At 72.1% G+C, this 26,584-nt stretch carries 24 protein-coding genes and 3 pseudogenes; 18 read left to right on the top strand and 9 right to left on the bottom strand.

Going from position 1 to position 26,584, the window contains the following annotated elements; genetic code table 11:
* Positions 1-5 precede the first annotated feature (5 nt).
* Positions 6-1,220 (bottom strand): hypothetical protein, encoded by a 1,215-nt coding sequence (locus OHA91_RS01420; RefSeq protein ID WP_328738356.1) that lies wholly within the window; start codon positions 1,218-1,220, stop codon positions 6-8.
* A 286-nt stretch (positions 1,221-1,506) separates the two neighbouring features.
* On the opposite strand from OHA91_RS01420, the gene OHA91_RS01415 reads away from it, so the two are divergent.
* The 6 genes from OHA91_RS01415 to OHA91_RS01390 all read left to right on the top strand — a co-directional run bounded on the left by OHA91_RS01415 (position 1,507) and on the right by OHA91_RS01390 (position 8,076).
* The gene (locus OHA91_RS01415; protein WP_328738355.1) at positions 1,507-4,071 is read left to right on the top strand and encodes a molybdopterin-dependent oxidoreductase; all 2,565 of its coding nucleotides are present in this window, start codon (positions 1,507-1,509) and stop codon (positions 4,069-4,071) included.
* Entirely contained in the window at positions 4,068-5,051 is a 984-nt protein-coding gene (locus tag OHA91_RS01410) for an FAD binding domain-containing protein (RefSeq protein ID WP_266496481.1), read from the top strand. The genes OHA91_RS01415 and OHA91_RS01410 overlap by 4 nt, the downstream gene beginning before the upstream one ends.
* Positions 5,052-5,306: 255 nt before the next feature.
* A complete protein-coding gene (locus OHA91_RS01405) occupies positions 5,307-6,047 on the top strand; it encodes a ribosome-inactivating family protein (protein WP_328738354.1) in 741 nt (246 codons plus the stop codon).
* Positions 6,044-6,892 carry a hypothetical protein gene (locus OHA91_RS01400; protein WP_266496486.1) on the top strand — a complete coding sequence of 283 codons (849 nt, stop codon included), beginning with the start codon at positions 6,044-6,046 and terminating at the stop codon, positions 6,890-6,892. The genes OHA91_RS01405 and OHA91_RS01400 overlap by 4 nt, the downstream gene beginning before the upstream one ends.
* Complete coding sequence (locus OHA91_RS01395) at positions 6,889-7,641, top strand: class F sortase (protein ID WP_328738353.1); 753 nt, start codon at positions 6,889-6,891, stop codon at positions 7,639-7,641. Before OHA91_RS01400 ends, OHA91_RS01395 begins: the two co-directional genes overlap by 4 nt.
* A 141-nt stretch (positions 7,642-7,782) precedes the next feature.
* Positions 7,783-8,076 carry a WhiB family transcriptional regulator gene (locus tag OHA91_RS01390; RefSeq protein ID WP_266496490.1) on the top strand — a complete coding sequence of 98 codons (294 nt, stop codon included), beginning with the start codon at positions 7,783-7,785 and terminating at the stop codon, positions 8,074-8,076.
* Between the two features lie 10 nt (positions 8,077-8,086).
* On the opposite strand, the gene OHA91_RS01385 is transcribed toward OHA91_RS01390, so the two are convergent.
* Positions 8,087-8,377, bottom strand: a complete 291-nt coding sequence (locus tag OHA91_RS01385) for a hypothetical protein (protein ID WP_266496493.1) — start codon at positions 8,375-8,377, stop codon at positions 8,087-8,089.
* A 221-nt stretch (positions 8,378-8,598) separates the two neighbouring features.
* On the opposite strand from OHA91_RS01385, the gene OHA91_RS01380 reads away from it, so the two are divergent.
* From OHA91_RS01380 to OHA91_RS01370, 3 genes and pseudogenes are all read left to right on the top strand, one after another.
* On the top strand, positions 8,599-9,090 hold the full coding sequence (locus OHA91_RS01380) for a GNAT family N-acetyltransferase (RefSeq protein ID WP_328738352.1): 492 nt from the start codon (positions 8,599-8,601) through the stop codon (positions 9,088-9,090).
* 15 nt (positions 9,091-9,105) lie between these two features.
* Positions 9,106-9,327, top strand: a pseudogene (locus tag OHA91_RS01375) (DUF6228 family protein); the annotation flags it as partial.
* A pseudogene (locus OHA91_RS01370) lies at positions 9,282-9,491 on the top strand (DUF6228 family protein); the annotation flags it as partial. The pseudogenes OHA91_RS01375 and OHA91_RS01370, both read left to right, overlap by 46 nt.
* A gap of 129 nt (positions 9,492-9,620) precedes the next feature.
* Here the strand turns inward: OHA91_RS01370 and OHA91_RS01365 are convergent.
* Positions 9,621-10,592 (bottom strand): sigma-70 family RNA polymerase sigma factor, encoded by a 972-nt coding sequence (locus OHA91_RS01365; RefSeq protein ID WP_328738351.1) that lies wholly within the window; start codon positions 10,590-10,592, stop codon positions 9,621-9,623.
* Positions 10,593-10,782: 190 nt separating this feature from the next.
* On the opposite strand from OHA91_RS01365, the gene OHA91_RS01360 reads away from it, so the two are divergent.
* Both OHA91_RS01360 and OHA91_RS01355 read left to right on the top strand, forming a co-directional pair.
* Positions 10,783-11,943: an amidohydrolase family protein gene (locus OHA91_RS01360; protein WP_328738350.1), complete on the top strand. Its 1,161-nt coding sequence runs from the start codon at positions 10,783-10,785 to the stop codon at positions 11,941-11,943.
* A 143-nt stretch (positions 11,944-12,086) separates the two neighbouring features.
* Complete coding sequence (locus OHA91_RS01355; RefSeq protein ID WP_328741044.1) at positions 12,087-12,611, top strand: DoxX family protein; 525 nt, start codon at positions 12,087-12,089, stop codon at positions 12,609-12,611.
* Positions 12,612-12,629: 18 nt separating this feature from the next.
* On the opposite strand, the gene OHA91_RS01350 is transcribed toward OHA91_RS01355, so the two are convergent.
* The 3 genes from OHA91_RS01350 to OHA91_RS01340 all read right to left on the bottom strand — a co-directional run bounded on the left by OHA91_RS01350 (position 12,630) and on the right by OHA91_RS01340 (position 14,760).
* Positions 12,630-12,902, bottom strand: a complete 273-nt coding sequence (locus tag OHA91_RS01350) for a hypothetical protein (RefSeq protein ID WP_266496504.1) — start codon at positions 12,900-12,902, stop codon at positions 12,630-12,632.
* A 269-nt stretch (positions 12,903-13,171) separates the two neighbouring features.
* On the bottom strand, positions 13,172-13,666 hold the full coding sequence (locus OHA91_RS01345) for a lamin tail domain-containing protein (protein WP_328738349.1): 495 nt from the start codon (positions 13,664-13,666) through the stop codon (positions 13,172-13,174).
* A 752-nt stretch (positions 13,667-14,418) separates the two neighbouring features.
* Positions 14,419-14,760 (bottom strand): HopJ type III effector protein, encoded by a 342-nt coding sequence (locus tag OHA91_RS01340; protein WP_266496508.1) that lies wholly within the window; start codon positions 14,758-14,760, stop codon positions 14,419-14,421.
* 182 nt (positions 14,761-14,942) lie between these two features.
* Between OHA91_RS01340 and ligA the strand changes: the two genes are divergently transcribed.
* Positions 14,943-16,982, top strand: a complete 2,040-nt coding sequence (gene ligA / locus OHA91_RS01335; RefSeq protein WP_328738348.1) for an NAD-dependent DNA ligase LigA — start codon at positions 14,943-14,945, stop codon at positions 16,980-16,982.
* Positions 16,983-17,316: 334 nt separating this feature from the next.
* Positions 17,317-18,657, top strand: a complete 1,341-nt coding sequence (locus tag OHA91_RS01330) for a GNAT family N-acetyltransferase (RefSeq protein WP_328738347.1) — start codon at positions 17,317-17,319, stop codon at positions 18,655-18,657.
* Between the two features lie 70 nt (positions 18,658-18,727).
* Here OHA91_RS01330 and OHA91_RS01325 read toward each other — a convergent pair.
* Positions 18,728-19,261: pseudogene (locus OHA91_RS01325) on the bottom strand (transposase family protein); the annotation flags it as partial.
* Between the two features lie 65 nt (positions 19,262-19,326).
* Between OHA91_RS01325 and OHA91_RS01320 the strand changes: the two are divergent.
* From OHA91_RS01320 to OHA91_RS01305, 4 genes are all read left to right on the top strand, one after another.
* Positions 19,327-19,716 carry a hypothetical protein gene (locus OHA91_RS01320; protein WP_328738346.1) on the top strand — a complete coding sequence of 130 codons (390 nt, stop codon included), beginning with the start codon at positions 19,327-19,329 and terminating at the stop codon, positions 19,714-19,716.
* A gap of 598 nt (positions 19,717-20,314) precedes the next feature.
* Positions 20,315-21,652: a fibronectin type III domain-containing protein gene (locus OHA91_RS01315; RefSeq protein WP_328738345.1), complete on the top strand. Its 1,338-nt coding sequence runs from the start codon at positions 20,315-20,317 to the stop codon at positions 21,650-21,652.
* 56 nt (positions 21,653-21,708) lie between these two features.
* Positions 21,709-22,458: a lytic polysaccharide monooxygenase auxiliary activity family 9 protein gene (locus tag OHA91_RS01310; RefSeq protein ID WP_328738344.1), complete on the top strand. Its 750-nt coding sequence runs from the start codon at positions 21,709-21,711 to the stop codon at positions 22,456-22,458.
* 284 nt (positions 22,459-22,742) lie between these two features.
* On the top strand, positions 22,743-23,345 hold the full coding sequence (locus OHA91_RS01305) for a TIGR03086 family metal-binding protein (protein WP_266496519.1): 603 nt from the start codon (positions 22,743-22,745) through the stop codon (positions 23,343-23,345).
* A gap of 5 nt (positions 23,346-23,350) precedes the next feature.
* Here OHA91_RS01305 and OHA91_RS01300 read toward each other — a convergent pair whose 3' ends face one another.
* Complete coding sequence (locus OHA91_RS01300; protein ID WP_328738343.1) at positions 23,351-24,073, bottom strand: 4'-phosphopantetheinyl transferase family protein; 723 nt, start codon at positions 24,071-24,073, stop codon at positions 23,351-23,353.
* An 89-nt stretch (positions 24,074-24,162) separates the two neighbouring features.
* Entirely contained in the window at positions 24,163-25,044 is an 882-nt protein-coding gene (locus tag OHA91_RS01295; protein WP_328738342.1) for an AraC family transcriptional regulator, read from the bottom strand.
* Between the two features lie 221 nt (positions 25,045-25,265).
* On the opposite strand from OHA91_RS01295, the gene OHA91_RS01290 reads away from it, so the two are divergent.
* Entirely contained in the window at positions 25,266-26,381 is a 1,116-nt protein-coding gene (locus OHA91_RS01290; protein ID WP_328738341.1) for a serine hydrolase domain-containing protein, read from the top strand.
* Positions 26,382-26,584 lie beyond the last annotated feature (203 nt).

The raw sequence follows: 26,584 nt of genomic DNA, 5'->3' as shown, positions 1-26,584 counted from the left end.
CGCCCTCAGTCCTGCCAGTAGAACAGCAGCGTGCTGACGTCGAGCGGTTCGCGCGCACCGAAGTAGTAGACGCCGAGGTCGGTGACCCGGACCGCGCCCGTGGGCCCGTCGATCCAGCGGAATCCGGCCGGTTCGAGGGCGGTGCGTGCCGCGGGGTCGTCCTCGTGGTTGCCGGCGAACGGCCCCAGGGTGCTGATGAAGACCTCGCTCCTGCCGCCCTCCCCGTACCCGATCACGTGGTACGTCCCGCCGCCCTGGCGGTGGGCCTCACCGCAGGAGAGCGGGGTACGGGGCGCCAGCCCCGCCGCCGCCAGCGCGGCCGTCGCCCGGGCCAGCTGCCGCTCCTCGTCCGGCGCCGGCGGCGGCTCCGTGCACAGGGCCTCGATCCGCCAGCGCGGGTCGCTCTGCTTCTCGCACTCCGGCCCGTACTCGTGGACGATCGCCCGGCGCACTTCCTCGTCCAGGCCCTCGACCTCCACCCTGGGGCGCCCGAGCGCCTCGTACACGGCCCGGACCGGTGCCGCGTCATCGGTCAGCCGGTGCAGCGCGTAGGAGGCCCACAGCGCGGCGTCGGCCGTCGGAGCCTCGTCGAGGTAGGCGCGGATCCGGTCCGGGGAGGTCAGCAGCGACTGCGCGAGGTGGGCCACCCCGGGGTCGGGGTCGGCGAGCGCGTCGGTGACGTCCTCACCCGCGCGGTCCCGCATGCGGACGGCCACGGCCCGGTCTTCGGGCCGCCCGCCCGCGAGCTCGGCCAGCACCGCCTGCGCCCCGTGCCGGTCCACGAGTGCGTCCAGCCCGGCATCACCGACCGCCCGCCGGGTCCACCAGGGGCTGAACGCGAGGGTCGCCAACTCGGCAGCCGCAGCGAGGTCCCCGAGGGCCCCGCGCGCCTGGAGGACGGCCTCCGGCATGCCGTAGGCCTCCTCGCGCCGCCGGTCCTCGTGCCGCAGCCAGGGCAGGAGCTCGGCCCGGTCCGACAGGAGCCCGAGCAGCGCCTTGCGGATCGTCCCGTTGTCCTCCGTGTCGCGGACGCAGGCGAGCAGTTCGCCCACCCGTGCCTGCGGAACCCGGCCCGTCAGCGCCTCCACGCACGCCTTCCGGCGCCACCACGGCTGCGCAGGGTCGACGGCGCACCGCGCGAGCCGGTCGGCGTCGTACACCCGCAGCCGGTCCGCGTCGATCCGGCCGGCCTCGGGCGTCAGGGTCTTGATGTTGGGCATCCGGGGATGCTACTTCGCGCTCCGGCGCCCCCGGAAGCGGATTCCGGGGCCGAGCCGGACCCCCGTACCGTCCGGGCACTTCGCGCCGACGCACCGCGAACGGAGTAGCGACCGGCCACCTCCGATCCGCCGCCCCGGGGGCCCGGAGCCCGGTCCGGGGGAGCCGGGACCGTACGCGAACGGGCGAGCGCCGCACTGCGCCGGCCCCGGCGCCGGGATATCAAGGAGCGTGACGGTGAGCGTGATGCTCCGGCGGTCACCACCCCACGGCTGAGGAGTACGTCTCGTGGAGTTCGAGGTCAATGGCGCCCGGCGAACGGTCGACGTGGACGACGACCCGGCCGCCGTGGAGGTGGTGCGCGACCGCCTGGGACTGACCGGCACCAAGCTGGTCTGCGCCGGCGGCGTGTGCGGGGCCTGCACGATCCAGGTCGACGGCGAGCCCCGGGTGTCCTGCCTGACACCGGCGGCCCGGCTGGCAGGCCGGAGCGTGACGACGGTGGAGGGCCTGTCGGGCCATCCCGTGACCCGCGCCTTCGCCGCCGAGGACGCCCTCCAGTGCGGCTACTGCACCCCGGGCTTCATCGTCGGGGCGGCCGCCTTCTGCGAGCGGTGGCGCGCCGAGCACGGCACCACCCCGCCCGGGCGCGAACAGATCGCCGAAGCCCTGGCGGGCCACCTGTGCCGCTGCGGCGCCTACGAGGGCATCTACAGGGCGGTGGCCGCGGCCTGCGCAGGCGACCACGACACGGCGCCGACCGGCAGGGAGGCGACGGCTGCCGCGCGCACCGAAGCCCCGGAGAAGACCGACGGATCGGCCCGCTACACCACCGACCTGCACCCCGACGGGCTGCTGGAAGGCGTGATCATCCGCTCGCCGCACGCACACGCGCACGTACGCTCCCTCGAGGCCGGCGACCTGCCGCTGGTGCCCCTGCTGCCACCCGACGGCATCGTGCGGTACGTCGGACAACCGGTCGCCGCGGTCGCGGCACCCGACCGGGCCGCCGCACGGGCGGCCGCCGCCCGCGTCGTCGTGGACTACGAGGTGCTGTCGGCGGCCCTCGACGTACGCCAGGCCCGCACCGGCGAGGGCCCACTGGTCTACGAGGACAAGGCGGCGCGCAAACGGGCACCCGGATCCGGCGAGACCCCCCAACTGGTCCCAGCCCGCTGGCGCGGCAACCTGCGCGGCCCGTCCGCCATGAGCAAACGCCCCGCCGCGGCCGTACGCCGCATCCAGCAAGCGCGGACGAAGAACCCCGAAAGGGTCGTGGAAGGCGTGTTCACCACCGCGGCCCAGACCCACACCCCGCTCGAACCGCATGCCTGCCTCGCCCATTGGGCCGAAGGCACCCTCCACATCCAGGTGTCCACGCAGTCGGTGAAACGCGTGGCCGAACTCGCCGCCGAGCGCTTCGGCGTCCCCGTCGAACGGGTGGTGGCGCGGGCCGTCCACGTCGGCGGCGGCTTCGGCTGCAAGATGGGCCTGACCTCCGACGTCGTCGCCGCGGTCGAGCTCGCCCGGCTGCACGGCGCCCCCGTACGCGTCGTGTTGGACCGGGACGAGGAGCTCACCGACGGCGGATACCGGCCCGGCACCCGCATCCGGCTGGCCATGGCCGCCGACGCCTCCGGCGACCTGAGCGCCCTGGCCATGGACGCGGACAACGACGGCGGCGTCTCGGTGGGCGGCTCCGTCGCGGCCCTGGCCCGGTTCATGTACGGCAAGGCCCCCCGCCGGCTCCGCGACTTCGACGCGGTCACCCACCAGCCCCCGGGCGCCCCCTTCCGCGGCCCGGGCGGCCCCACCATGTGCTGGGCGCTGGAACAGGCCGTCGACGAGATGGCCCACCGGCTCGGCCAGGACCCGATCGCCCTGCGCCGCCGCTGGGACGGCAACCCCAAACGGCACGCCCTGTACGACTGGGCCGCCGCGCTCCCGGTCTGGACGGGCCGTCGCGGCGGCACCGGGCGGTACCGCCGCGGCGTCGGCGTCGCAGCGGCCAACTGGCTGTACTTCCTCGACCCCGTCACCGAGGTCGAGCTCACCGTCGAGGACGGGGTCGTCGTCGCCCGCTGCGCCGTACAGGACATGGGCACGGGCTCGCGGACCGTGCTGCGCCGGGCCGTCGCCGAGGCGCTCGGCCTGCCGGAGACACGGGTGCGCGCCGAGATCGGCCACAGCGACACCGTCCACGGCCCCACCTCCGGCGGCAGCCGCACCACACCCTCCCTGGTGCCCGCCGCCGCGGACGCAGCCGCCCGGCTGCGCGACGCGCTCGGCGGATCCGACGTGGCCGCCCGGCTGGACGCGGCGCACGGCGTACGGGTGACCGGCCGGCGCCCCCGCGACCGCCGCGGCTACGTCACCCCCTTCACCCTGGGCGGTATCGCCATCGGCCGCGGGTTCACCGGGTCGGTGCAGGTCGCCGAGGTCGAGGTGGACACACGGCTCGGCCGGATCCGCCCGCTGCGCGTGTGGAGCGGCATCGCCGCGGGCCGCATCCACGAGGACCGGCTGGCCCGGAGCCAGTGCGAGGGCGCCGTCGTCCAGGGGATCGGCTACGCCCTGTACGAGGAACGGCGCGCCGACCCGGTCACCGGCCGGGTGCTGACCGAGAACCTGGAGGACTACCGCATCCCCGGCATCGGCGACACCCCGGAGATCACCGTTCACTTCCACCAGGAGGGCTTCGAGCACGTCCCCGGCGGCGGTGTCGGCCTCGGCGAGATCGCCACCCTGCCCACCGCGGCGTGCCTGGCCAACGCCGTTCACGACGCGACCGGCTGGCGCCCGTACGACATGCCCATCCGCCCCGACCGGCTCCTGGAAGGACTGGGTACGTGAGCACCGAGCCCGATCCCACCGACCTCACCGGCCTCTCGGACGCCGTACGGGCCCGCGGCGGGGAACTGCGCGCCGGCGGCACCGACACCGGCGCCCGGCAGCGCAGCGGCCTCTCCACCGGGCCGTTCACCGACCTCGACGGCGCCGCCGACCTGCACGGCACCACGGTGCTGCCCGACGGCGGGCTGCGGATCGGCGCCCTGACCACCCTCGCCGCGCTGGCCGCCGATCCGCAGGTGCGCGCCGGCTGGCCGGCCCTCGCGCTGTCGGCGCGGACCGCGGCCACCCCGCAGATCCGTGCGGCGGGCACCCTGGGCGGCAACCTGCTGCAGCGCAACCGCTGTTGGTACTTCCGCAACCCGCACGTCAGCTGCCTCCAGAAGGGCGGCGCCGGCTGCCCCGCGCGCGAGGGGGACCACCACTTCGGCGTGGTCAGCGGAGCGGGCCCCTGCATCACCCCGCACCCGTCCACCCTGGCGATGGCCCTGCTCACGTACGACGCCGAGGCCGAGGTCCACGACGAACCGCCGCGCAGCGTCGCCGACCTGTACGGCGACGGCGACCGGCTCCACCAGGCCGACCACCTGCTGCCGCCGCACCGCATCCTCACCGCGGTCCGGCTGCCCGCACCCCTGCCCGGCGAACGCGCCGCCTGCCACAGGGCCACCAGCCGGGCCTACGCCGAGTGGCCGCTGGTCGAGGCCACCGCCCGGCTCGCGTTCGACGGGGCCACCGTCACGCACGTCGCCGTCGCGGCGGGCGGGGTGGCGCGCGTCCCGCTGCGGCTGCCGGAGGTGGAGGCCGCGCTGATCGGCCGCGAGGCCACCGCCGGGGCCCTCGCCGCGGCGGCGGAGACCGTGCTGAGCCGCTGCCGGCCGCTGCCGCAGACCGGCTACAAGACCACGCTGTTCCGCGACACCGTCCTGGAGGTGCTGGAACAGGCGGTCGGCGCCGCGGCCGCCACCGGCCGCGACCGCTGACCACATCCCGCACGCCGGGACCGCGCGCTGATTTTTTGGCATCACAGGCCAACTATTCGCCCGGCCGCCGCCAGGACGACTACAAAGGTCGAGACCGAACCGAAACCGAAACCGAATCCGGCGATGGGGACGACGTCTCCCGTCGGCGCTCGGAATATGTCGAAGGCGGTGGATGCGCGTGCGTGAGTACAGCAAGGTCGAACCGATTCCGTTCAGATTACTTCAGAGGAGTCCGGGTACCGGCTCCTCCACCTGATGCAGGCGGCCATGCTGAAACCCGTGTCGTTTTCCTCGGCGTACGCATCGGTGGACGAGTATCGGCTCCTGACGTCGACCATCAGGTCGAGAGCCGCTGATGCTCACGGTATTTTCAGCATGGCCGGCCCGGGGGGCGAGGGCGATTCCCAGGACGAATCCCACCTCCCCCTCCGCATTCAACTTCGAGGCTTGTTCATCGAGCTCTACATAGAGCTCCGCCTGCAGGACGCAGGCCCTCGCATCGTCGGATTCCGCAACACCTTCGAGAACGGGCAGGCCCCGCCGGAGGCGTACGTGCGCCACGTGCGGGACTCGGCCGCCCCGCCGGGCATCAGCCGAACGCAGGAACTGCCGTTCGGCGGCCGCCGCCGGGACCTGGAGTCGGCCGCGGGCGTGCGGCGTTCGGGGATCCTCCTGGGACGCCGCCCCCTGGGCGACGCGGTCATGTGGCTGCACCAAAACCGTGATCCGAAATCCACCGCGCACGGAATGCTCGTGCTCTCGGTGATGCTCTGCGAGGCCGCCCGATTCCCCGCCCTGGCCGATGCGATGTCACGCATCTGGATGACCGGGGGAAGGCTGCCGGACGCAGTGGGCGCCGAAAAATCATCAAACAGACACCCATCCAAAGGCGTTGGGGCGCCGAAGAAGGAACGAGGCCCTTACCGGGGGCACGTTTCCACCCCGTACGATCTGCGATTCCCGTCCTGGGGATCCACGGAACAGGAGCGAATGTGATAGTCAAGCGCGCCGGTCGCCACGTGGTTCTCACCGCCGTACCCGCAGCCGTGTTCCTGACCCTCGGTCTTTCGGGACCAGCTCTCGCGGAGGGCGGAAAGGCGTACCAGATCGACCTGGCGCAGCTGAACAAGTCGGGTTCCCGCGGCACGGTGCTGCTCAACCTGAAGGGCAATCAGCTGACCGTGCAGATCGAATCCGAGGGCATGGTGCCCGGACAGCCGTCGGCCCAGCACCTGCACGGTTCGACGAAGGGGCACGACTTCAAGTGCCCGGACGCGACCGACGACACCAACCGCGACGGAGTCCTCAGCAACACCGAGGCCACGCACGACTACGGCGACATCAACATCTCGCTCACCACGACGGGGGACACCAACCCCGCCAGCGGTCTGGCCGTGGAGCGCATGCCCAAGGCCGACAAGCAGGGCAAGCTCTCCTACAAGCGGACCCTGACCGTCGGGCAGGACGTGGTCGAGCACATCAAGGACCTGCACGTCGTACAGCACGGCATCGACCGGAACAAGAACGGCAAGTACGACTTCGAGGGAGCCGGCAAGAGCGAGCTCGACCCGAAGCTGCCCCAGGAGGCCACGGCCCCGACCAACTGCGGAGAGGTCAAGGGCGCGGCCGTCGGATCCCTCCCGGTCGGTGCCATCGAGACCGGCGGCGGTTCCTCGCAGACCGCGTCGGAGGGCGCTTCCGTGCCGGTGACGGTCCGCGACGGTGTGGCGATCACCGTGCTCGCGGTGGCGGCCGGTGCGGTGGCCCTCACCCGGAAGCGGGCCTCCGCCGTACCCGTCCCCGTCCGCGCCCGCCGGGAGAGCACCGGGGGCGGCGCGTGAAGCGGACCCCCGCCCCGGTCACGGACGCGGGCACCGTGCGGCCGGGGCCCCGGCCCCGGCTCCGGCCCCGCAGCGTACGCCCCCTCGTGGCCGCGGCCGCGGCCCTCGGCGCCCTGCTCCTCGCGGGATGCGGAGGCCAGAACGCGGTGAAGCCGCCCGCCCCGCAGGGGCAGGCCGGGGTGCCGGGCGCCGCCGCCCCCGGCGCGCCGGCTCCCGCCGGAGACGGCGCCGCGGCACCCGCGGACGCATCCCAGAACGGTACGGGTGGCGGCGCGGCCAAGGCCGGGCCCGCCCTCGCCCGGTCGGAGCCGCAGAAGATCACGATCCCCTCGCTGGGCCTGACCAGCACCCTGGAGACGCTGCGGCAGAACCCCGACGGCACCATGCAGACCCCGAAGGACCCCGCGCTCGCGGGCTGGTACGAGCCGGGGCCGACACCCGGCTCCCAGGGACCGGCCGTGATCGCAGGGCACGTCACGTGGAACGGAGCATCAGCCGTGTTCGAGAAGCTGAAGACGATGAAGGGCGGTGACACCATCAAGGTGACGCGCAAGGACGGCAAGACGGCCACGTTCACGGTGGACCGGGTCGCCGAATACCCGAAGGCCGAGTTCCCCACGCTGGAGGTCTACAAGAACCTCGACCACGCGGGCCTGCGACTGGTCACCTGCGGGGGGGACTTCGACCCCAAGAAGCACTACTACGACAGCAACGTGGTGGTGTTCGCCCGCATGACGGACGCCGCGTAGCCGGCACGCCAGGGCCGCGAAGACGTCCGCCGGCCGCAGACACCCCACTGCGGCCGGCGGGCCCGTCGCGACGGACGTTTCATCCGCCGGATCGTGAGCAGGCGAGCCTTCGTCATCACCATCCCACGGAAGGAGCAAGCAATGTCCGACGTGTCGCGACTCCCGGGCCGGGCCGAGCACCACTGGGCGTGGCAGGCGGAAGCGGCCTGCCGGGGCCTGGGCTCGCGCAGGTTCTTCCACCCGGCGGGAGAACGCGGTGAGGACCGCGCCGCCCGCGACGAGGCGGCCAAGGAGATCTGCGCCGGGTGCCCGGTGCGGACCGCGTGCCTGCGGCACGCGCTGAGCACCGGTGAGGCGTACGGAGTGTGGGGCGGCCTCACCGAGGAGGAACGCCGGGCCCACGCGGCCCGCAAGAGCGTGACCGCGGCGGCCTGACGCCCACGGCTCAGGGAAGGCCGGTGCTCAGGGGCAGGGTCGCTCCGGCGCGTACGGAATTGATGACCGCCTCGTGCAGGGCGCGGCTCGCCTCCTCACTGGGGCACGGAATGGGGCTTCCGGCAAGGGGAAGCCAGTCGGACGCCCCGCTGTACTGCACCGTGACGTGCGCCAGACCGTCGACCTCGGTCCACGTGGTGTGGATGTCGAGCTCACCGGTGAGGGCGGGTCCCTCCTCGCCGGTCATGACTCCGTCCCGACCGGCGAAGATCCCGCGAGTGGTCCATGATGCCCAGCTCATCCGGCCTCCTTGCCGCGCTGCACGCAGCGCACTGCACTCGTCGTCCTGCCAGTGTGAACGCGACGGCCCTCCCGCGCCCTGTGGGCGCGGTGCCGCCGCTGCGCGGTCACGGAACGTGCACGGAATCCGGGTGCGCCGGCCCGTACGGGGCACGTAGGGTCGGCCTGCCTCCCGGTTCGGGAGGCGACCGCCAGATCGTGACTCCGGATGGATCGACGGGTATGGATCTTCTTCCTTTTGCCGCTGCTCACGCCGCGACGGTGGCCGGCTGGCCGGCCACGGCCGGTGAGGTCGCCCTGTGGTGCGGGCGGCAGGAGTTCCCCGTGCCCGCGCAGACGATCACCGACTGGCAGCTGGACACCGACCTCCGGGCCCACGTCCTCGTCGAGGACGAGAGGGTCGTGGGCTACGGAGAGCTGTGGTTCGACGCCGAGGAGGACGAGGTCGAGCTGGCCCGGATCATCGTCGCGCCGGACACCCGGGGGACGGGCCGGGGCCGCGAACTCGTGCGGGGCCTCCTCGCCCGGGCCGTCGGGGCGGGCTACCGCGACGTCTTCATGCGCGTGCACCCGGACAACGAAAGAGCCCTGCGGTGCTACCGCGGCGCCGGGTTCGAGCCCGTCGACCCCGCCCTCGCCGACTCCTGGAACGAGGCCCAGCCGGTCGCCTACGTGTGGCTCCAGGGTGCGGGTGACGGCGGGGTCGCGCGCTGACCCAGGGTTCTCCGGGTGATCTCCCAGGACGACGATTTCGATGAACGGCCGCACGTGGTCATCCGCTGCCGGGACAACGCGTCCGTGCGGGTCGGCTTCCACGACCGGCACAGCTCCGACGGCCATTGCGTGCACTACGCGGTCGCCGTGGAGGCGCCGGGGATGCGCGCACGCCTCGACGACGCCGTGGCATGGATCGGGGACGGCGGCGATCTCGCTCCGTTCCTGGAGAAGCTGGCTGCGGACTTCACCGGCTGGGACGGCGAGCGGCGCTGGGAGACCGACGACCGCGACCTCCCGTGTCCGCGGCCTTCCGGTCGGGCGGGTACATCGCCCTCACCTGGACCCTGCGCCCCTGGCGGCACGACGCCGGGGGCTGGAGCGCCTCGGTGACCACGCGGCTGGAAGCGGGCGAGCAGATGGCATCCCTCGCCGCCGACATCCGCCACTTCCTCGAAGACGGCGCCGCCCGCCGACCCTCGGGACCCCCGGGCCGGACGCCCCACGGGGCGTCCGGCCCGCCGCGGTGGTCAGGGGCGGGGCATGCCGGGGTCCTCGCGGTGCGGCGGAAGGCCGGTGAGCTTGTCCGGGTTCGTGATGGAGAAGATGCCGGCGATCCGCTCGCCGTCCGGCGTGAGGTCCACGATCACCGCGGCGAGCGGACCGGCACCGGAGAAGACCAGCGCGCACGGATCGCCGGCCACCCACCGGTACCTGACCTCCAGCCCCGCCGCGGGCAGGCCCCGCGCCACCGCGGCGAACACGGCGGCGACCCGGTCGCGGCCGTGCACGGGCCGCAGGCTGACCGCCGCACCCTTGCCGCCCCCGTCGGTCCACAGCGTGACGTCCGGCGCCAGGACCTCCATCAGCGCCCGCAGGTCACCGCCCAGCGCGGCCTCGGCGAACCGCTCGGTGACCCGCGCGTGCAGATCCGGTACGGGCCGGTGGCGCGGGTGGCGCTCCCGTACGTGGCGCCGCGCGCGGGTGGCGAGCTGACGCACCGCCGCCGGCGAGCGGTCCAGGATGCGCGCGATCTCCGTATGCGCGAACCCGAACACCTCGTGCAGGACGAACACGGCGCGCTCGAGCGGCGACAGCGTCTCCAGGACGACCATGACCGCCATGGACAGTGCCTCGGCCCGCTCGGCGCCGCTGCCGACCGCGTCGAACTCGCCCGGGAGCAGGGGCTCGGGCAGCCACGGCCCGACGTAGGCCTCCCGGCGGCGGCTGATGTCCGCTCGCCGCGCCAGGGCCTGGTTGACGGCGATGCGCACCAGATAGGCCCGGACGTTGTCCACCGGCCCGGCGGACGGCCGGCGATTGCGGGCGGACCAGGCCAGCCACACCTCCTGCAGGACGTCCTCGGTGTCGGCGATGGTGCCGAGCATGTTGTAGACCACCGAGAACAGCAGTTCGCGGTGCCCGATGAACTGTTCGGTGACGACGTCGGCCGTCGTGGGCGCCGCGGCCGTCGTGGGCGGCACCGGCGTTGCGGGCGTCATGGGCACGGATGTCCTCCTTCTCTCCCGCACCCAAGAGCCTCCGCCCGCCCCGAATGTGACACGGACCGGCGGAGTGTGAGCCGGGACACAGAACCACGCCCCGATGTCACACCCGGCGCCCGGCCTCCCCTCAGAGGTGGCATCCGGAGGGGAAGACCCTTCCGGACCCACGGAAGAGGAGAAGACCCCGATGTCTCGCACCCGCATCCACAACGTCCGCGTGTTCGACGGCGAACGCACCCTCGCCGCCGCGGCCGCCACCGAGGTGGTACTCGAAGGCGGACTCGTCACCGAGGTCGGCGACAGCGCCCACGGCCCGTTCGACGCCGAGTTCGACGGGCGCGGCGGAACCCTGCTGCCGGGACTCGTCGACGCCCACACCCACGTGTTCGACGGCAGCCTCGCCGAGGCACTGCGCCACGGCGTCACCACCGAACTCGACATGTTCTGCCTGCCCCGCCCGCTGGCCCGCCACCGGCAGCTCGCCGCCGCCCACGACGACGTGGCCGACCTGCGCAGCGCCGGCGTCCTGGCGACCGCACCCGGCGGACACCCGCTCCAGCTCCTGAAGGACCTGACGGGAACCCTCCTCGACCCGGCCGACGTACCGGAGTTCGACTCCGTCACCGAACCCGCACAGGCCACGGCCTTCGTCGAGGCGCGACGCGCCGAGGGCTCCGACTACCTCAAGCTCGTCATCGACGACGGCGCCACGCACGACACCGACCTGCCTGCCATGACCCGGCCGGTCGCCCGGGCCCTCACCGCGGCGGCGCACGCGGCCGGCCTGCGGGTGGTCGCCCACGCGATCACCGCCGCCGAGGCCCACCGGGCGCTCGACGCCGGCGTGGACGGCCTCGCCCACGTCTGGGCCGACCTCGCGCCCGAGGACCCGCAATCGCGGCGGCTGGCCGAACGCATCCGCGCACAGGGGGCCTTCGTCGTCTCCACCCTCGTATGGTTCGAGACGCTCACCGCCCAGCGCCCGCCCCGGCCCGGAGGCTGTGCGCATCCCGGCGACCTCGCCAACGCCGTCGGCGCGCTGCGCGCCCTGCACGCGGCGGGCGCCGCCATCCTCGCCGGAACGGACGCCAACCCGTTCGCCCCAGCCCACGGCGCCGCCCTGCACAGGGAACTCCAGCTGCTCACCGGGGCCGGTCTCCGCGCAGAGGAGGCCCTCGCCGCGGCCACCGCCGTCCCCGCCCGCCACTTCGGCCTGAGCGACCGCGGCCGTATCGCCCCCGGTCTGCGCGCGGACCTCGTGCTGACCGAGGGCGATCCCACGCGCGACGTCCACGCGCTCGCCTCGCTCACCGCCGTCTGGCGGGGCGGCGTCCGTACCACCCCCTGACTGACCCACCCGGCGGTTCCCGCTCCGCCGGGCGGCCGTCCGTTCGGCGGACTTGCGGGCCGGCACGGGGACGCGGCCGCTCCGACGGGATACGGATGTCGTCGCCGTACCACGACCCGGCCGCCGCTTCCAGGGAGACTTCGATGAGCTACATCAACCGACGCGACCTCGCTCTGCTGGCCCTTCGGGCCGGAACCGGAGCGGTGCTCATGGCGCACGGCACGCAGAAGCTGTTCGGGTGGTTCGGCGGTGCCGGCCTCGACGAAACGGCGGCCGCGATGGAGCACATGGGCTTCACCCCCGGCCGGCAGAGCGCCCTGGCCGCGGGGCTCGGGGAGACCGGGGGAGGGGCGCTGCTCGTACTGGGCCTGGCGACGCCGGCGGCCGGCGCCGCGGCCGCAGGTGCCATGGCGGGCGCCGTCTCCGTCCACGCTCCCGCGGGCTTCTTCGCCCAGGGCGGCGGGTTCGAGTACCCGGCCTTCCTCGGGTTCACCGCCGCCGCCATCGGCCTCGCCGGGGCGGGCCGCTACTCCCTCGACCACGCCACCGGCCACACCTTCGACCAGCGGTGGATGCTCGGCCTGGCCTTCGCCGCGAGTGCCCTCGCGGCGGCGGCCGTGGTCACCAAGCGCGCGCGGGCCCAGTCGGAGGGCGGCGAGGAGGAGTGACGGGCGGGCGACGGCCGATCAGTGGCCGGCGGTGATCCATCGCACGAGGGCCGCGTTGACCGTGTCGTCGAGGGCGGACAGGGTGCGGATGGCCGCCATGTCACCGGGAAGCGGTGGGACGCCGACGGCGGTCAGCGCCGCATGCAGGTCCAGGCGCCGCCGGTCCCAGGGCTTCAGGGACGAGGCGGGGCGCGGGCCTGACGGCTGCCGCTCCGCCTGAGGATCTGCCGTGCCGAGGGGAGACAGGCCGTCCCTGTCGAACTGCTCCTGCGGCGCGGCATCGTAGGACATGGACTCCGCACGATCGGCGCCCGGGAAGCGGTAGGGGTCGAGGGCCAGCTGAGGGACCGTAACGGCTGACGGGGAACACTGCCAGGACTCCACACGAACCTCCCGGGTCGGATGAGCTGCTGTCTGCGAAGAGTTCGAGGACGGCCGCCTCCTGAGGGGGAAGCGGGCCCTACGGCGTCGGGGGCCGCGTGCCTCGGCCGGCTGCCGAGGCACGCGGTTTCCGGCGGCCGGCAGCTCACGGTCCCCGACGGAGTGGCTGCCGGCCCGGGTCAGCGGCGGCGGTCGTCGTGGTGTCCGCGGCGTCCCCAGGTCTCGGTGTCGACGACGTTGCCCCGGTCGTCGCGCAGGGTGGCGGTGTCGCGCTCGTCCCACACCTGGTGGCGGCGGTCCTGGTAGACGTCGCTGCGGGTGTCGCGGCCGCTCCCGGTGTGGACCCTGACACTGGAACGGCCGTCCAGGCGGAGGTGGTTGAAGCGGTAGCGGTTGCCGTCCCGGTCGGTGAGGGTGAAGCCGTGCAGGTTCACCGCGTGGCGGCCGGTGTTCTTCACCTCGACCCATTCGCGGTTCAGGGCGCGGCTGTCGCGGCCGTGGCCGTGCCCGTGCCCGTCGTGCTGGACGTCGCCGATGACGATCGAGGAGTGCCGGCCGCGGTGGCCGTGCCGGTCGTCGTCGTGGGCGGCGGCCGGCACGGCGGCGGCGCCGACCAGGGCGCCGGCCGCGAGGACCGCGGCGAGAACACGGCGGGTGGAGGGAGAAGCAGACATGCAGATGGCTCCTTCAACAGTCGGCCCGGCCCGGTCCTGTGCGAGCCGGGCGAGCTCCGTGCGGTACCCGGCGTCCTGCCGGGGAGCCACACTCTGGCCCGTACCGCTGCCAACCGCCACAACTTGTGATGTGTGTTTCTCAATGCGGACATGTCCGTAACTCTCGCTTGTAAGAGGCAGGCGTCACAGGCAGGTTGACGTCCATGGGCCGGGGTGCGGGCGCCGCCTGCAAGACATCCAAGTGAGAGCGTTTTGGCCGGATAAGCAGCTCATTCACGCCATGTCGTGCGCTGTGCGCCGAACGGGGGCGGAGTCCTGTAACAGGCGCTTCGGCCGCGCGCTCACGCGCAGTGAGGCACCCCCGCTCTGATGTGCGGTTCATCGGCGGTGCGGGGCGCCCCGGCCTGCTCGCCTCCACCGGCGTGACCGCCGCGGAGCGCGGCGCCGTGCTGGACGGCGGCGTGCAGAACCAGCGCAGGGCGCCGGATCCGCTTGCGGCAAGAACCTGTCCACCGAGCAGCAGGCATGGTGTGGTCGAACGTTCGAGTTGATCTCGAAGGTGTGATCACATTACAGAGCCGCGCCGCCCCGCCATGAGGGGATTTTGGGGCGGCGCGACCGTGTTGACGACCGTTTGTCTCACCGCTGCGCCGTTTGTGCCGTGGTTCACGCGACCGTCGGAACGCCGCGCGGCGCGGAGAACGCACCGGCCGGCCGGACCCACTCGTCGTCGTGACCGGGCACGGTCCGGGTCAGCCCTTGCGGGTCAGCGGTTGTCCGGCGAAGCGCACCCCTGCCAGGCCGTGGGCCATGAGGTTGCGGATGTTGCTGTGATCAGCGTCGTTCGGCGTTGCCAGCACGCTGCGGTAGTGCTCACCGAATGCCTGCAGGGCCTCCTGGTCGCTCAGCCCTTCCAGCAGGGCCAGTCCCAGCGTCTTGCAGGAGCCCTCGTTCTCACCTGCGGCGTTCTCCAGCGCTCCGTTGCGGAACGCCTGCGGCCGGTACGCGTAATGCGCGGCGACGAAGGCCAGGGTGTCGGCGAACTCGTGCTCACCTGACGCAAGGCTTGCGCGCAGCGAGTTCAGATCGGTCATGGTGGTTCCCCTGGGTTGGACAGACGATCCGATTGCCGTCCGTGACCGGGGGACGATACCCCCTCCAGGCCGGCCGGCAGGAATCGGGCCACATGCCGGAACGAGCCACATCTGCGCAGGTCACGATGTGCGCCGAGGGTCGGGCCGTGCCGTTGTCAGTGCCGGGCACGATGATGACCTTCATGACCGAAAACAGTGCCCTGCTCTCTCCCGCCGCCTACGTCGAGGCCGTGACCACCGCCGTGGCGGCGTCGGCCGCGTACTACGGCGACGGGACCACCCCGCTCGGCGACGACGAGTACGACGGGCTGCTGCGCGCCATCGCGGCCTACGAGGAAGCCCACCCGGACGAGGCGCTTGCCGAGTCGCCGACCGGGAAGGTGGCGGGCGGGGCCGTGCAGGGTGACGTGCCGCACTCGGTGCCGATGCTCTCCCTCGACAACGTCTTCGACGCCGACGAGCTCGCCGAGTGGGCCGCGGGGCTGGAACGGCGCCTCGGACACCCCGTGGCCGCCTGGTGTGTGGAGCCGAAGCTCGACGGCCTCGCGGTGGCCGCCCGGTACCGGGGTGGTCGGCTCGTCCAGGTCCTCACCCGCGGCGACGGCTTGGCCGGCGAGGACATCACCCACGCGGCCGACGCCGTCCTCGGACTGCCGCCCGTTCTCACCGAGCCGATCGACGTCGAGCTGCGCGGCGAGGTGCTGCTGACGACCGCGCAGTTCGAGGAGGCCAACCGGATCCGGCTCACCCACGAGGCCACGCCCTTCGCGCACCCGCGCAGCGGAGCCGCCGGCACGCTCCGGGCCAAGGACCGCCCCTACCGGATCGAGTTGACCTTCTTCGCCTACAGCGCGATCGGCCTGGACGACCTCGGCCACGTCGCTCTGCTGGAGAACCTGGCCGCGCTCGGCGCGAACACGGCCGCCAGCACGGCCGCCGCCCCGATGCGATGCGAGACCGTGGAGCAGGTACAGGAACGCATCGACGTGATCGCCGGCCTGCGCGCAGACCTGCCGTTCGGGATCGACGGCGTCGTCGTCAAGGCCGACACGGCCGAGGACCAGCGGCAGGCCGGCAACGGCTCGCGCGCCCCGAGATGGGCGGTGGCCCGGAAACTGGCGGCCGAACACAAGGTGACGCGCCTGCTGGCGGTCGAGTGGAACGTCGGACGGACCGGGATCATCGCCCCGCGCGCCGTCCTGGAGCCCGTGGTCATCGACGGGGTGACGGTCACCTACGCCACGCTTCACAATCCGTCCGACATCACCCGTCGCGGGCTCATGATCGGCGACCAGGTGTTCGTGTACCGGGCCGGCGACGTGATCCCCCGGGTCGAGGCACCGCTGGTCGACCAGCGCACCGGCGCCGAGAGCCCGATCGTCTTCCCCGAGGCCTGCCCCCGCTGCGGCGACGCGATCGACGCCTCCGAGCAGCGGTGGCGGTGCGTGCGCGGCCGCAGCTGCCAGGCCGTGGCCTCGGTGATCTACGCCGCCGGCCGGGACCAGCTCGACATCGAAGGTCTCGGCGGCACGCGCGCGATCCAGCTGGTGGAGGCCGGGCTGGTCAAGGACGTCGCCGACCTGTTCACACTGACCCGCGAGCAGCTCCTCGGTCTGGAGCGGATGGGGGAGACCAGCGCCGCCAACCTCCTGGCCGCGATCGAGACCGCCCGCGGGGCCGCATTGAACCGCGTGTTCTGCGCCCTCGGTGTCCGCGGCACCGGGCGCACGATGTCCCGCCGGATCGCCGCGCACTTCGGCTCGATGGCCGCGATCCGGGCCGCCGACGCCGACACGCTGGCCGGGGTCGACGGCATCGGCACCGAGAAGGCCCGCGTCATCGCGGCCGAACTCGTCGAACTCGCCCCGCTCCTCGACAAGCTCCAGGCCCAGCAGGTCGGCACGCAGGTCACCGAGCCGCAGAAGCCCGCGACCGACGCGAACGAAGGCGAAGCCCCGGCGGACGGCCCGCTGGCCGGCGAGGCCGTTGTGGTCACCGGCTCCATGACCGGCCCCCTTGCCGTGCTGTCCCGGAACGAGATGAACGAGCTGATCGAGCGGGCCGGCGGAAAGGCATCGTCGTCGGTGTCCAAGCGCACCACCCTCCTGGTGGCGGGCGAGAAGGCCGGCTCGAAGCGCACCAAGGCCGAAGAACTGGGCATCCGCATCCTCGACCCCGAGGAATTCGCCGTCCTCGTCGCCGACCTCCTCCCCGCCACCTAGCCACCGGCGTCGCCGCTACGGGTCACTCATCCTGCAGGTTGACGGAGCAGGAAATGGTGCCCTGGGAGTCAGGCTTGTCCTGACTCTCCCGGAGCTTGCCGTCGACGTAGACGCGGCAGGCGGTGCCGGGCGGCGCGTGGGGGACGGCGACACGCCGTTGAAGCCGAAGCCGACGTTCTGGGTGACCGTCCACGGCCACGACTCGCTCGTGGTCTTCGTCTGGTCGGTCTCCCCGGAGAGATCGCGGCTTGGGGCGGGGAGCACGGCCTCGTCCCCTGAACCCGGCGGATCCGGCCGGGTCGGGTCAGTGGACCACGGGTCCGGTGTCGGTGATGTGAACGGTCTGGTGGGAGCCGATCGGCTCCTTGCCCATCGGCGCTGGCGACGAGCCGCGAAAAACCTGTTGGACGGGCTGGAGGGGCGGTGCCACTGTCTGGCTGTGACCATGATCAAAACCTATTCCGCCGCTGTTCCGTTGGCCGACGGCCTCGCCCTGCGACAGGCGGGGCCCGCAGACCTTGACCAGATCGGCGCGCTCCTGTCCGAACGCGGCGAGTCGGACGACGCCATCGACCACCGGCTGGTTGTCACCGACCCCGACGCCGGCTTGTCCGCCTGTGCCGTGGTTGTCGACGGCGACCGGGTCGTGTCCACCGCGACGCTCCTGGACGAGGAGGTGTGCATCGGAGGAGTACGCCTGCCCGCCGGCCAGGTGGAACTGGTCGCCACCGACAGCGAATACGAGGGGCGCGGGCTCGTGAGGGCGCTCATGCACTGGGCTCACGAGCGTTCCGCCGCCCGCGGCCACCTCGTCCAGGCGATGATCGGAATCCCCTACTTCTACCGGCTGTTCGGCTACGAGTACGCCATCGACATCCCGCAGGCGCTGAACGTGAACTCCTTGCCGCTTGGTGAGGGAACGGCCACGCTCCGTGCCGCCCGGCCCTCAGACATCCCCTCCATGGCGGCCCTGCAAGACTCGGCCCAGACCGGGTTCGACGTGACCATGCCGCACTCGGCGGCGTGCTGGCGATGGCTCCTGGAGCACGAGTCGAGCAACCTCCTGGTTCTCGAGCAGGCCGGCACGGTCATCGCCACCGCGCGTACCACCCCTCCCGGCGAGGAGGTACTCCTGGCCGAGGCGGCGGCACGCGACGAGGCGGCGGCACGGGACCTCCTGAGGGGCGTGGCCGCCCTGGCACCCGGGGACCGGATACAGGTCGTCCATCGGGTCGGCACCGTGACAGGCAACGCGTGGCAGGATCTCATCGACCACGAGCCGCGCCGGAGTGCGGAGCAGTACTACATCCGCATCCCGGATGTCGCAGCGCTGCTCGACAGGCTGCGTCCGCTGTTCTGGCAGCGCCTCACCGGGGCCGGGATCGACCGCACCGGCCGAGACATCGTCATCTCGACCTTCGGCGCCCACCACCGGATTCCGGTTCTCGCCCATGGGCTCGGCGAGGTCGTCACCGGCGGCGCCAGCCAGTCGCCGGGATCTGTCGGTGGTGCAGGGGTGGCGCCCGACCATCTGGCCGCCCTGCTGTTCGGCCCGCACGGAATGGAGGGGCTGACCCGGTTCCGCCCCGACGTCTACGCTGCGGACGAGGAGCTGTTCCAGGCGCTCTTCCCGCCACTCACCGCCGACGTACTGAGCTACTACCTCCCCTACTGAGGGCTGTCCCGTAAATGATCTCCGAGTCGTTTCGGGCAGGGTCAGCCGCCGCGCGGGGGCCGCTCGCCTCTGCCCCTAGGGCGAGGTTGTGCATCCGTGCGATGCCCGGCATGGCGTGGCGGCCCCGTCGCCTTTGAGGCGGCAGTCGCGGAGGATCTTCCAAGTCTTCATGCGGGCGAAAACGTGCTTGATGTGGGCGCGGACCTGCTTGCGGGCCCGGTTGGTGTGCTCATTTCCAGTCCGGGAGGCTGGCCTGGCCTGGCCGGGCTCGCGGCGGTGCGGGATCACCAGGCCGGTGCCCGGACATCCGCCGTCGGCGATCGTGACCGTCTTGCCGACGGCGGCCTTGGCGCCGGATTCCACCCAACCGCGGGAGTCGTGCCGTCCACCATGAGCACGGTGTCCTTGGCGAACCGCTTGCGCGCCAGGAAGCCGCCACGAGCAGTGCCGGGGCCTCCAGCGGAAGGCCCCACGGCCGGCCCTGGCGGACTCCATCCGCACCCCCACACCGCCGAACGGCCGCCAGCTTGCCAAACTGGCGCGGGCTCAGCCCGGCGAACGGGGCTGTCCAGGACGGTTCCGATGCCGTGATCACACCAGCCACCGCTGGATCATCTCAGTTGCAGACGTTGCTGGTTCCGACTGATCCTTTGCGTATTCGACGATCCGATGGAGAACGACGTGGGGCTGACGCTGTTCCCGGCAGACGGAGATACCCGCAGTCCGGACGTCGGCTGGTCCTACAGCGGCTTCGCCGCGTTCCGGCGGCAGCTGGCGCGAGCCGAGGGCTTCGATCTCGACGCGATGCGGGGCTTCGGCGGGGAGCGAGCCTGGAGCGATGTCTCCACCTCGCTCGAACCACTCCTCGATCGCCCCGATGACGGTGGAGGCGAGCTCTCGCCCGCCGAATGCGCCGCGCTCCTGCCCCGGCTCGAGGCGATCGTCGACCAATGGCGGAATGGGGCCGGCGTCCCTCGGACACACATCGATGCGGCCCAACAGCTGACGGTCGTTCTCCGGCTCTGCGTCGCGAAGGACGTCGAACTTCTCTTTCTCTGATGCCGGCGAAACCGGGGCAGGTCATTGCGCTCCCGCAGCTACGGGACAGCCCTTGGCGGCCTGACCCGGAGAATCGGTGGCAACAGACGGCGACCTTGCCGGGGGTGCACTGACCACCCCGACATGGGCGTCGGTCCCTGCGGGGTCGAAGCCGCCACGGCGCCGCGGTCAACGTCGTCCACGGCGGTAGGTGCCCGTTCCCAGGCGCCTTACAGGTTCCTGTTCTGCTCTGGGGGCACACCCGGCCGGGTGTGCCCCCAGACGCTATTGCTGGTGCAACTCGGCCGCTGTCAAACGCCTGCCGCGGCCGCGTTCGTGGTTCGCCCCTCGCCTCGGAGCCCACCCGTCGAGCTCGTCCGTCACACACGCAGCACCCGGGGCGGGAACGGAGCGTGATCTTCAGTGTCCGCAGCGTCGAAGGGCGCGGGCAGGGGATCAAGGGCGCCCTATCCGGACCTTAAGGGACGGATAACAGCGGGCTCGCAGCCCCTCAGAGGCCCGTTCGGGCCGCAAACCGCGCTTAGTGTCACGGGTGTTGACCGAGGCACTTTCGATGCTGCCGCTGCACCGGCGGATCGGCTTTAGCAAGAGGTTTGTGATGTCCCGAAAGCGAATTGCCCTGGCCTGCGCGGCCGTTGTCGTCGGGGTCGGCTCCGTCGTCATCCCCGTGGCCGCCAATGCCGGAGAGGAAAAGAGCGGCTTCACCGCCGCCTGCCGCGTCGCGGACCAGGCCACCGTGTGGTGGGCGTCCGGCGAGGTCGTCCTGGCCAACAAGGGGGACCGGCCCGTACGGGACTGGACCGCCGAGTTCGACGTGTCGCAGGGGCAAGTCACCCTCGACAACCCCTGGGCGTACGAACTCCGCCAGACCGGCAAGCGCGTCACCATCAAGCCGATCGCCGACCGCGCCGACGTGGCCGCCCAGGGCAACCGGGCCGTCAAGGTCGGGATCAACCCCGCCGGCAAGGGCATACCCAAGATCAGCGGATGCCGCGTGAACGGCCCGGCGGGCAATGGAGGCGACACCGGCACGAACACGGCCGTCCCCGCCGACAGCGGCTCCTTCGTCAAGGACGACACGGCCGTCCACCTGATGTGGAAGCCGCCCACCGGCGGCGCCGAGGTCGTGCGCTACGAGGTCTTCCAGGACGGCAAGCAGGTCAAGACCGTCGAGGACACGATGACGGACATCGAGCGGCTGGCCCCCGCCACCCGCTACGCGTTCAAGGTCCGCGCCGTCCGGGCCGACGGCCGCACCACCGGCTTCAGCAAGGACATCGTGCTCACCACCCTCGCCGCGCCCGGCCAGGACAAGGCGAAACCGGTCATCCCCGCGGACCTGGAGGCGGCGGCCTCCGGGCCGTACCAGGCCTCCCTGCGCTGGCGCGCGGCGACCGACGACGTCGCCGTCACCGGCTACCGCATCTACCGCAACGGCGCGAAGGTCCAGGAGGCGGACGCCAAGGCCACCTCGGCCACCGTCTCCGGCCTGACCGCGAGCACCGCCCACCGCTTCAAGGTCACCGCTGTCGACGCCTCCGGCAAGGAGTCCGACCCGACCCGCGAAGCACAGGTGACGACCACCGCGGCCCCCGACGGCAACGGAGGCAAAGCCACCCCCGGCGACTTCGCCGCCACCACCGCCACGAAGCAGGACGGCGGTGTCACCCAGCACTACCTGAACCTCACCTGGTCCGTCCCACAGGGCGTCGGCCAGATCACCGCCTACCAGGTCTACCTGAACGGCAAGCCCGCACAGACCTTCATGTGGGGCACCGGCGACCCGGTGCTGCCGGTCCCGACGACGAAGGGTTCGCGCGAGGTGCTCGTCGGCTCCCACCCCGGCACGACGTACACCGTGAAGATCCGGGCGCGGCTCGGCGACGGCACGTGGGGCGCGTTCTCCCGCGAGCTGACCGTGAAGACCGGCGGCTGACCAGCCCGTCTGTCGCCCACGCGCACGACCGACCCCATGACCAGGAGCATCCCCTCATGAGTACGACCCGCCCCGCCGCCACGACGACGTCCCCCGACCCGGCACGGCCCCCGGCCCGCCGCACCGCCCTCCTGCGCCTCACCGCGCTCGTGGCCCTCCCCCTCGCCGTGAGCACCCTCGGCTCCGCACCCGCCTCCGCACACGGCTCCACCGCCGACCCGGTGAGCCGCAGCGTGGCCTGCACCAAGAACCCGAAGGCGAGCGAAGCCTGCCGGCTGGCCCTCGCCCAGAGCCCCGGCATCCCCGGCGACTGGAAGTCGATCGTCCAGGGCCGCGCCATCGATCACAGCACCCCGACCAGCTCCCCGCAGCACCGCGCCCGCATACCCGACGGCAAGCTGTGCAGCGCCGGCAACGCACAGTTCTCCGGCCTGGACCTGGCGCGGGACGACTTCCCCTCGACGACACTGCCCGGCGGCGCCGAGTACGACCTCCGCTACGACATCAGCGCGCTGCACAACCCGTACCGCATGGAGATGTACGTCACCAAGGACGGCTACGACCCGAAGAAGCCGCTGAAGTGGTCCGACCTGGAGGACACCCCCTTCCTCAGCGCCGACAACACCGCGGCCACGGCGGCACCCGCGGGCTTCCTGGGCGCGAAGGCGTTCACGTTCAAGGCGGTGCTCCCCGAAAAGAAGGGCAAGCACCTGATCTACACGATCTGGCACGGTCTGAAGCGGCCCGACGGCTCCTTCCAGAGCGAGGAAGCCTTCTACTCCTGCTCGGACGTCACCTTCAAGTAGGCGGACACCGGCAGGTCCCACCCTCCGAGCCCGGGTACCCCCTTCCCCGGGCTCGGAGGCTCAGCCACCGCTCGCGGCGCGGGCGAGCTCGTACGGACCGGCCGGGGGCGCCCCGGGCGGGTCATCATGCGAGCGACCGTCGCCTCCCTGACCACCGAGCAGGCCCAGCGCACAGTCCGGAATCCGAGGCTCTGCGCTTCTTGCCGTGCCCCGCTCCGTGTGGCGATGAGTGCGGGCCGCGCTCCCGGTCTACCCTGCAGGCCCACTGCCCGGAGGAGTAGGAGATGGCCGTTATGTCGCTGGTCGATCTGGAGGCGCAGGCCCAGGTTGTGTCCCGTCTCGTGGCGGGTGTGCCGGATTCGGGCCTGGCCGGGCCGACGCCCTGTCCCGAGTACGCGGTGGCGGACCTGCTGGACCACATCAAGGGCCTCGCCATCGCCTTCCGCGACGCTGCCCGCAAGGACCTGGGCCCCACGACCGACACGGCACCGGTTCCGGCCGGCCTGTCCCTGCCCGCGGCCTGGCGCGAAGAACTGCCCCGCCTCCTCGGCGAACTGGGCGAAGCCTGGAAGGACCCGTCGGCCTGGACCGGCATGACCCGGGCGGGCGGCGTGGACCTGCCCGGCGAGATCGCCGGTGCGGTGGCCGTGGACGAGCTGCTGATCCACGGCTGGGACCTGGCCCGGGCGACAGGCCAGGAGTACGTGCCGGACGGGGCTGCGCTGCGCGCTGCACACGCGTTCCTCCTCGCGGCCGCTCAGGAGGAGCGCGGTGAGGGGGACATCTTCGGCCCCGTGGTGCCGGTTCCGGACGATGCGCCGCTGTTGGAGCAGGCAGTGGGGCTCTCGGGGCGGGATCCGGGCTGGACATCGCCGAGGTCGTCGTGAGGCGTTCAGGTGTTGTCGGTGCGGGTGGTGTGGGTGAGGGTGGCGAGGGCGGCTTGGTGGTGGGGTGGGGTGGGGAGGTCGGTGAGGTGGTAGCCGGGGATGGTGGGTGGGGTGGGGTGGGTGCTGACGTAGGGGTGGGTGAGGCCGTTGGCGAGTCCGGTGCCGGTGGCTTTGAGGCAGGCTTCTTTGCGGGCCCAGCAGCGGGCGAGTGCGGTGGTTCGTTCGTGGGTGGGGAGGGTGGTGAGTTCTTGGGTTTCGGTGGGGTGGAGGAGGTGGAGGACGTCGTTGATGGTTTGGGGGGTGGGGTGTTCTTCGATGTCGATGCCGACGGGGGTGGTGGCGAGGGCGATGTAGGCGTGGTCGCCGCTGTGGGAGAGGGAGAAGTGGAGTGGGTTTCCGGGGAGGTTGGGTCGGCCGTGGGGTTGTCCGCAGCAGGGGCAGTCTTCGCGGGTGAGTTGGATGGTGTGGGCGGGTTGGTTGAGGTAGAGGGCGAGGATGGTGCGGAGGGCGAGGTGGGAGGTGGTGTAGCGGTGGGTGAGGCCGGGGGTGTGGAAGCGGGTGGCGCGTTCGTTTTCGTTTGCGTCGAGGATGGTGTGGGCGTCGGTGACGTGGTGGCCGCCGACGGTGTGGATGGTGGTGTTGAGGGCCCAGACGACGGGTGTGGTGGGGGTGGGTGCGGGTCCGGGGACGGGTGGGTTGGCACCGAGTTGGTTGATGTGCTCGATCACGCGTTTGAGGGTAATCGAGGCGGTTGGGATGCCGGCTGCGGTCGTGTGATGCAGTGGGCGGGTCGGGGTGCCGGTGTGGGTGCCGGTGTTCAGGTTCCGGTGCTGCCGGTGCCGCGTTCGATGGGGATCCACAGGTGGGAGCCGGTTGTCGTGCCGGTCTCCACGGGCTGGGTGAGCAGGAGTTCGGGGCCCGGCCGACTGGTGTAGGGGTTCGAGGGAAACCACTGTGTGAACACGTCGCGCCAGAGTTCCTGGAGGGCACTCGGGAAGGGGCCGTGGTTGTCGAACACGGCCCAGGTGCCGGCTGGGACGTCGAGGATGTCGAGTCCTTCGGCGTTCGTTTCGGGGTGGGCGGCGACACCGACCCAGTAGTCCACTTCGGCGCCTTCTTCGCGGCTGTCGGTGAGGTGTACCGCGGCGGAGAGGATTCCTTCCGGCTCCAGGCCGGCGAGCTTCTTCATCCGCGTGATGCTCTGCTCGGTGAGGCCTTCGATGTGTGCTGTGGCGGCTGCGTTGATTCCGTCGTGCACGAGCGGGACGGTGGCCTTCCTGCCGATGATCCGGAACGGTTCTTTCTCCACGATCCGGTAGCGCATGCTCGTGCTCCCCTCGACGATGACGCGGAAGGACATGCGCGGCTGTGCGGTGAGTACCGCACCCGTGCGGCGGGCCTCACCGGGTCCGATGCCGTGTACGGACCGGAACGCTCGGGCGAACGCTTCGCCCGAGCTGTATCCGTAGCGGACCGCGATGTCGAGGAGCGTCAGCTTTCCGGCCAGTACCTCGGCTCCGGCGAGTGTCATGCGCCGGCGCCGGATGTAGAGGGGGAGTGGCATTCCGGCAAGGGCGGAGAACAGCCGCCGGAAGTGGTACTCGGACACGGCGGCGATCCGGGCCACCTCGGTCATGTCGATGTCCTGGTCGAGGCGGGTTTCCAGGTGGTCGAGTGCCTGGTTGAGCCGTTCCAGCACGCCTGTGTCTCCATCGTCTTGGGTCTGCACCGTGGGGATCGCCCAGCCTGCCATCGGGCGCAGGGTGCGCGGGTGGCGGGCGGCCGGGTTCCGGTCCCGTGTCGTTCACTGCGTGCGGTCCGGGTCCGGGGTGGTCGTCGGCTCTGGTCGTGCACGGCCCGACAAAGGTGGTGCGGGAATGGTCGGGTGGGAGCCAGGGGTATTGCACGAGGTTTGTGTTCATGACTGAAATCGAGGGATGGTGCGAGCCGCGGTTCGCCGCGGTTCGTGAGGTGCTTGCGGGTTTGCTGGGCACGTGTGACGTGGGTGCCTCGGCGGCTGTCTTCCTGGACGGTGAGCCGGTGGTCGACCTCTGGGGCGGGTACGCCGACGTGGACCGTTCGGCCGGGTGGGGGCGCGACACGCTGACCGGTGTGAACTCGACCAGCAAGAACATGACCGCTCTGTGTGCGCTGGTCCTGGCCGACCGGGGCGAGCTCGACCTGTCCGCCCCGGTTGCCGTGTATTGGCCCGAGTTCGCGGCGGCCGGCAAGGAGAACGTGCTGGTGCGCCATGTGCTGTCGCACACTGCGGGACTGCCGGAGCCGTCCGGGCTTGTGGCGGTCGAGGAACTCTACGACTGGGAGAGGGTGACGGCGGGACTGGCCGCGCAGGCACCGGAGTGGGAGCCGGGGACGGAGGCCGGCTATCACGCGCTCACCTTCGGATTCCTGGTCGGTGAAATCGTGCGGCGGGTCACCGGCCGCAGTTTGGGTGAGTTCTTCGCGGAGGAGGTGGCCGGGCCGCTGGGCGCGGACTTCCATTTCGGGTTGGCTGCCGAGCACGACTGCCGTGTCGCGCCGCTCATTGCGCCGGTGTCGCTGACCGACGAGTTCGCTGCCGGCGCCCCGCTGGGGCCGGACGGCGTCCGCCGGGAGTATGAGGGTGCGGCGGTCCGGGTCAGGGACGTCAATTCGGTGGCCTGGCGGCGGGCGCAGATTCCGGCGGTGAACGGTTTCGGCAATGCCCGGTCGGTCGCTCTCGTCCAGTCGGTCCTGGCGAACCACGGGTCGGCCGGGGGCGTGCGGCTGCTGTCTTCCCTGGGCTGTGAGCCTGCGTGGCAGGAGGTGTTCCGGGGCGATGACCGTGTGTTGCGGACGCCTGCGTCGTGGACGATGGGGTTCGGTGGGTTCGGCGGCACCTTCGGGTGGGGCGGGTGGGGCGGTTCGCTGGTGGTGAGCGACCCCGCTGCGCGTATGACGGTCGCCTACGTCATGAATCAGATGATCGACCGGGACCGGCAAGAGGACAACCGCGGCATGGAGATCGTCATGGCCGCCTACGGCGGACTGCGCTGACCGCCGGGCGGCGGTGTTCGACGGGTTGGTGGCCGGGACGGTCGGCAGCGGGCGAAGCCGCCCGCGGCAGCGCCCCGGTGGCGCGCGTCTGGCCGGGGCTGGTGGCTCAGTTCCGTGGTGCGGGTGTCGTTCAGGGCCTTCAGGCGTTGTGCACGGCGGGCTGGTCCGGCTGGCCGCGAGGGATTCGAGGCCCGGTACCGGGG

The sequence above is a fragment of the Streptomyces erythrochromogenes genome, from assembly GCF_036170895.1.
Lineage (GTDB): Bacteria > Actinomycetota > Actinomycetes > Streptomycetales > Streptomycetaceae > Streptomyces > Streptomyces erythrochromogenes.
The sequence above is the reverse complement of the archived record's forward strand: the minus strand, read 5'-3'. Positions and strand labels throughout refer to the sequence as shown.